The sequence below is a fragment of the Paenibacillus sp. P4_E11 genome (assembly GCF_056401635.1).
Map to the genome: position 1 here is coordinate 1 of NZ_JBFUIX010000164.1, position 6,677 is coordinate 6,677.

5 protein-coding genes are annotated in these 6,677 nt (G+C 47.9%); all 5 read right to left on the bottom strand.

Annotated features, from left to right (window positions below; all coding sequences use genetic code 11):
- A partial coding sequence (locus tag AC1DWB_RS30025; RefSeq protein ID WP_477544771.1) for an ABC transporter permease occupies window positions 1-869 on the bottom strand: 869 nt, incomplete at its 3' end.
- Between the two features lie 230 nt (window positions 870-1,099).
- Window positions 1,100-3,607, bottom strand: coding sequence for an alpha-mannosidase (locus AC1DWB_RS30030; RefSeq protein ID WP_477544772.1), 2,508 nt, complete (start codon window positions 3,605-3,607; stop codon window positions 1,100-1,102).
- 52 nt (window positions 3,608-3,659) lie between these two features.
- On the bottom strand, window positions 3,660-4,703 hold the full coding sequence (locus AC1DWB_RS30035) for an oligogalacturonate lyase family protein (protein WP_477544773.1): 1,044 nt from the start codon (window positions 4,701-4,703) through the stop codon (window positions 3,660-3,662).
- A gap of 197 nt (window positions 4,704-4,900) precedes the next feature.
- Window positions 4,901-5,986, bottom strand: a complete 1,086-nt coding sequence (locus tag AC1DWB_RS30040) for an oligogalacturonate lyase family protein (RefSeq protein WP_477544774.1) — start codon at window positions 5,984-5,986, stop codon at window positions 4,901-4,903.
- A gap of 375 nt (window positions 5,987-6,361) precedes the next feature.
- Window positions 6,362-6,677 (bottom strand): hypothetical protein (locus AC1DWB_RS30045; RefSeq protein WP_477544775.1); only part of this gene is annotated, 316 nt, incomplete at its 5' end.

The window sequence follows — 6,677 nt, forward strand, 5'->3', positions numbered from 1 at the left end:
AAGCTGTACTCCCCGTCTAGGATTGACTTCCGGTAGACATAGGTGGAGATGACGTCCGATACTTCATAGATGCCTGGGTTATACATCAGCAAGATCTTTTCGTAACCTACCTCCATGATGCCACCGACCGATAAAATAAACAGAATGATAATGATCGGCATAATCGCAGGTAAGGAAATATGTAACACTTGCTTAAATCGATTTGCTCCGTCTATTTGCGCCGCTTCATATAATTCCGGTAATACGCCGCTCAGAGCGGCCAGGTAAATAATGGAGCTCCATCCGAAGCCCTGCCATATTGCCGAGAGGACATATAGGGGACGGAACCATCCGCTTGATTGCATGAAAGCAATCGGTTCAAGACCGAACATCTTGAGAAAGACATTCATAAGACCGCTCTCTGGCGATAGCAGGATATGCATCATACCGACTACGATAACGATAGATACGAAATGTGGGAAATAGCTGATCGTTTGAATGATATTACGAAATTTCTTGAATTTCACTTCGTTAAGCAGCAAGGCGAATATAATGGGAATGGGGAAAGAGAAAATCAAGGTGGATACGCTGAGAATGATCGTATTTTTAATCAACCGGAAGAAATAGATAGAATCAAAAAACGATTCGAAGTGCTTGAAGCCTACCCAATGGCTTCCTAAAATCCCCTTGGTAAACGAGAAGTCCTTAAAAGCGACGATTACCCCATACATGGGCACGTAACAAAACAGGATGAAGTATAGGATCGCCGGCAGAACGAGCAGGTGCAAGTATTTGTCGCGCACAAACCGGACAAGGAATCTGTTTCTTGATGGGAGCGGCTTACCGCTTAACGTCTTCGGATCGCTTCGAACACTGGATTTAATAGACATGAGGGAAACCTCCTTAATGCATAGTCATCTGACGCGGACAAGAATGCGCTTTCATGAAATTGTATTTATCACATCCGGTTGTGCTCACAATCTACTACCTTCATTTACTATATTTTATTCATTAAGATAATTTAATTATATCGCATATCATTTCCTCTGTAAACACTTACAAGGCAATAATTTTAATAATTAAATTTATTGCCCCGGCACATGTTACATGATTATTCGCGTTAACTTTCCAACAAATCGGTCTCTACTACCTCCCGCTCCGAATCGAGTGAAATCTTGAATGTTTTGATCTCGCATTTGTTGAAATACGTGCTCCATTTCTTCCCCAACATCGGGATTTCAATCGTTACTGCTGTCGTCGCCCCCATGGTCTCGTAGCAACGCAAGATATAGCCGTCTCCCTCTTCCGCTTTCTTGAAAGCAGTGGCTACGATTTGTTCGGACGAGATAAGGATGCCGCTATAGGATTGCGGCAAACTGCCCTCGTGATACGTTTCAATCACATGTTCCAGAGGAACGTTAAACTCGTATGATTTGCGCACGACGCCAGCATCCTGCCACGGACCTTCATGGGGTACGAGTGAATAGGCGAATTCATGGATGCCTTGCTCCATGTACTCGCACAGATCGTYGCGCTGTCCGAAATGATCAACGAAAATAGGGCTTCGCACGAGCGTCATCCGTAAATCATTGTTTTTCACGTCGAAGCTGTACTTGCTGTCGTTCAGCAACGCCAATCCGTATGTACGTCCGTCTTCGGGAACCGCTCCGGAAACGTCAACCCATTGTTGACCTGGTTCCTCCTCACCATTGACTGGCCTTTCGATGTACCCATAAGGTATTTCATACGTCGCTTGCGGGCCGTCAACTCGTAGCGGGAACGATAACTTCAGCATCTTATGCTTCTCGCGCCAATCTAATTTAACTTTCACTTGAACGGTAGCGCTGTCCCGATGCAGCATGAAATCCTGTCTTAAGGTCGACTGACCAAAGCGGCTCGTCACCCGTAGCCGACTCCGCACCGGCCCAGCTTCAATCACCTGCACCTCGGCATCGGTGAATTTGCCTATTTCGTTGCGGAATTCAAATACCCGATGCCCCCACGTGTCGCTATCATGCTCATCGACGACGATGGGAATCGCTCCGCGGTTGTCTAACACTTCCATTCCGCTGCGTTTATCCAATAAACTTGCCACATAACCTGTATGGGCTTCGATCTCCAAACGAATAAAGCGATTTTCCAGCGAATTCGACGTAACGGTCATCTCCGAAGCATCGGAAGAATCGTCCATTTCAAACGTCTTCTCGCGATAGATCCAGTAGACGCGGTATCCCATCGCCGGAATGCGGGCAGTAAACAGTGTATCGTATTTATCGCCGAAATTCGTTCTCGACGCCCGGACGCGCTGGGACGCCATCGGCACGCCGAACTCATCCGCAATGCCATTGACCTGCTGTGGTACCTCTACAGGAGCCTCTACCTCCCAAGACAGCGGATTGAACACGACGAACGGAGCTCCGAGATTGCCTTGCTCCCACAGTATACGGTCTTTATCCCTCGTTACCGAAGTTATCCCATCGCGCATCGTATTGATCGACCACGATATTTTCTGCAAGGCTGCATTCAGCACAACCCCACCTGCATACAGGGCATGGCCGTAAGATTCTCGCGCATCCTGATACGCTTCTTTAATGCTGCAGCCTCCCATAATGTCATGAAATTGGTTGAACATGACGCTTTGCCATGCCTCTTGCAGCCGGCTGTTATCGTATGGAAGATTGAACAGATGATGGGCGATTGCATTGAATTTCTCCGCCGTCAGCAAGCGATGCTCGGCTTGCCGATTGCTCGCCTTCGTCTCCGAGTGAGTCGAATAGCAACCGCTGGCATGATGCTGAAGTTCGTCCTTAACCACGGGAAGCTGCTGTCCTATAGGCCTTACTGACTGGAAATACGCGTCGGGAGAGCTGTGCACGATCTCGCCGTCGCCTTGGTTTTCCTGGCTGGCGCGAATATCCCGTAAGTTCAAGATCGTCGGGCCTCCTCCGTGATTACCGACGCCGTAGAAACACATTTGATCCGTCCCTTGAAGCTCTGCAAGCTCCTTTGTCGCCGCAATTCTTATTCCTACATCCATGTTGGGCGGGGAACAGTATCCGTCATAAATACGGTATGCCATGACCCTGCTGCCGTCCTCGCTCTCCCACCAGAACAATTGAGCCGGCAAATTCTTCTCGTGAGTATCCGGACGTGAAAATACATAGGCGTCCATTCCGCTTAACTTCAAGATTTGCGGAAGCATGGCATGGTGGCCGAAAGAATCGACATTGTACCCTACTGTTGCTATCCGTCCGAAACGCTGCTTGAAATAACGCTGGCTGTATAACGAATGCCGGGCGAAAGATTCTCCCGATGGCAGGTTGCAGTCCGGCTGGATCCACCAACCGCCGACCACGACCCAACGCCCCTCCGCCACACGCTGTTGGATTTCCTCGAACATCTCGAGGGCATTCTCTTCTATCCACTTGTAATAGGCCGCACCGGCACAAGTGAATATAAATTCGGGGAATTCCTTCATCCTGTCCAGCACGGAACGAAACGTCGCCTTAATTTCGGCATAACCTTCCTGCCAGCGCCATAGCCAGACGGCGTCGATATGAGCGTTGCCGATCATATGTATCTTGTGAGCGCCATCTGCTATTGGTTTAATCTCATTCGTTGCGATCATATACCCATCCACTCCTTGATGATAATAAATGCGACATGATGCGACTCAGAGATTACTCGGAAAGCTCCGTATACAACTCATCAGGTACACTCGCAATATACACATGTGGAATTCCGCTAACATCCGAATTGTAAACAACGAATTTCCCGTCAGGGCTAAAAGAAGGATGAGGGTGCGTCCATTGCGGATGACTGGATGAGCTCCCCGTATAACAGAGCGTCTTATATTTCTTGGTAGCTACGTTAATGACTTGAATGCCGTGATCAGGCCAGTTCGTATCCGATACCATCCAGTTCCCGTCCAAGCTGCATGAACCGTGCCAGAAATGTTCTCCGTTCACGATATATTCGGCCTCCTTGTCGCCTTCACCTAGAACGACGATGCCTTGGCGTTCCTTGCTTAGGTTGGACATGATGCGCCCAGTCGAGCCCAACCACATCCAATGGCCGTTCCCGTATGCCAGATCGAACGGCCGTAAATTGGCGCCATCCACGTCGATAAGCCAAATACTTTTATTATTTTGTTCGGGCAATTGAAATGCGACGACTTCTCCCTTGCTAGGTTCGCATTGGACATGAGTGATGTCCGCACCTTCATAAATAACCGCAACCTCTTTGCCATCCGTGCTAAACCGTACGGCCCCGATATTCCCATTCGTTAAGACCGCTTCGACGAAATAATACTTGTCATCGAACGTGATGCAGGCAAGGTCTACTTTGCCGCTAAGTCTATCTAACCGATTAATGATTTCTTCTTCAAAGGTTTGCATCGATACCCTGCGGAACTCTTGCCCTACCGTATAATAGAGCCACTTTCCATCATACGAAAGCACCGTGCCTCCCACCCCTGGGCTATCCGTCAGCTGCACAAGCCCCATTCCGTCCGTACTCACCTTAAACACGTCGATCTGCGAATTGCGCTGCGCCGATTTGTACGAATKGAACACCAATGATTTAGAATCCGGCGTAAACGCGTTCACGTGAAAATAAAATTTACTATTGACCGTAGGAAATCCGCTTAACTGAGTGATCTTCACGCCGGTTACGCTATCCACCATAAATCTTCTTTCCGACGCGTATTGTTGTCCTCTTGCCATCGTTTAACACCTCCATTTAAAACTATTCTCGGCTTGAATTCATACTAAAGTTCAACTGGTGCAACCGCTTCCACGATCACTCGTTCTTGACTGCATTTATCCTTCGTTACGAGCAACCACTTAGCGGACTCTTTGTCCGGAGCAAGCGCGCCACCCACCGCCCATCATGTCATATCGGCCCAGGACCGTTGTCCTCCTTATTCTCGCAACGATTGCTTCAGCTCTTCAGGTACCTTGACCAAATACATTTGCGCGGTACCGCTCATATCCGAGTTGTAGACAACATACTTCCCGTCGGGACTGAAGGAAGGATGCGGATGAGACCATTGCGGATGAGATGACGAGCTTTGCGGCAAGCACAATGTTGCATATTTCTTCGTTCCGACATGAATAAGCTGCAAACCATGATCAGGCCAATTGATATCCGAAATGATCCATTCCCCATCGCGGCTGCTTGCAGCGTGCCAGAAATGTTCGCCGTTGACGATGAGCTCCGTTTCATGGTCCGCTTCCCCTTTGATTGCAATGCCTTGAGATTCTTTATTCAGATTGGTCAGTATTCTTTGCGTATTGCCCAACCACATCCAATGCCCGTTCCCATAAGGCAGATCAAGCGGGCGCGCATTCGTCCCGTCACTGTTGATTAACCATATGTTTCTGTTTTTATCATCCGGCCGATGCTGGAAGGCGATCACTTTCGCTTCATACGGTTCCAACTGCGTATGCGTAATATCATCAGAAGTGTAGATGATATCCGCTTCTTTCCCGTCAGTCGTATATCTGAGAATCGCTCTTGAACCGTTCTTCAGCGTGGCGTCCGTAATAAACACCTTTCCATCCGGGCTCATGCTTGCGTTGATCGTAGATCCAGCCGTATTCGCAGAGAGTCCCGTCGAAGGCTGTATCCCCTCAACGTATCCGATCGATTCCTCGCGATAATCGGTGATGGAGACGCGCAGCAACTCCCCATGACAAACATAATACAACCATTTTCCGTCAGGGGACACTACAGGGCTTCCCGCTTCGGGAGCATCGGTCAGCTGCGTTAATCCTGTGCCGTCGATGTTTACTTTATAAATATCGACGCCCGAATCCCGAGTCTGATTAGAAAACGCTTGAAATACAAGTGTCTGCGAGTCGGCCGTAAAAGCGTTGACATGAAAATACAACTTGATATTGATACATGGAAAAGAGGTGAGTTGAGTGATTTCCGCGCCCGTTGCCGCATCCCTAAAAAACCGTCTTTCCATGCGATGAATGGTCCCTCTTCTTGTTCCTACCACAGCGGACACCCCCTCGAGTTAGTTAACTCCTAATGACCCTATTCTATGTAGCGCTTGTTGAACAAGTCATAAAACCAGTAAACTCAAGGATTGAGCCCTTGTCGGAAGTTTTAACGTCTAATTGATTCGTTCAGCAAGCTCATCTAATTATTATAATCATAAAGTTAATTAAGGAAATTGTAAAGATTTATTAATGAATTTGTAGCGTACAAGTGGTTCATCCTCCCCCAGATATAACCCACGTTTCTAACGCATTGCCATGATAAATAACTTGCGCAAGCTCCAGAAGCTTCATTTCCACACCAGATCCGATAAACACCTCCGCTCCGAAATGCTCACTTTAGTACTTGATGGGCGAAAACTTCGCCTACTTTTTCAGATTGCCTCCACATCATATTTACTTAAGTGTTGCTTAGCCACTCGAGATTCCGCATTTCCTCTGAGAAAGATAGTGTAGGTACTTTCCTCCGTTTCTTGGAGCGGTACACAATTCATCCGCCAACCATTGAATCGATTTATCAGGCAAATAGATGGGTTCCGACCGCTGTTGGAATCCAATTTCAAAGGCGGAAGCTGACGTTTGTCCACTCCATCTGCCTGCCCTCTCTTGTTCTTCTTTCGTTTAGGAGTTTCGTTTTCCAAATGGCATTTACTCATTCCGGAATGCTGCAAAAGTGCAGGATTTTCTCCC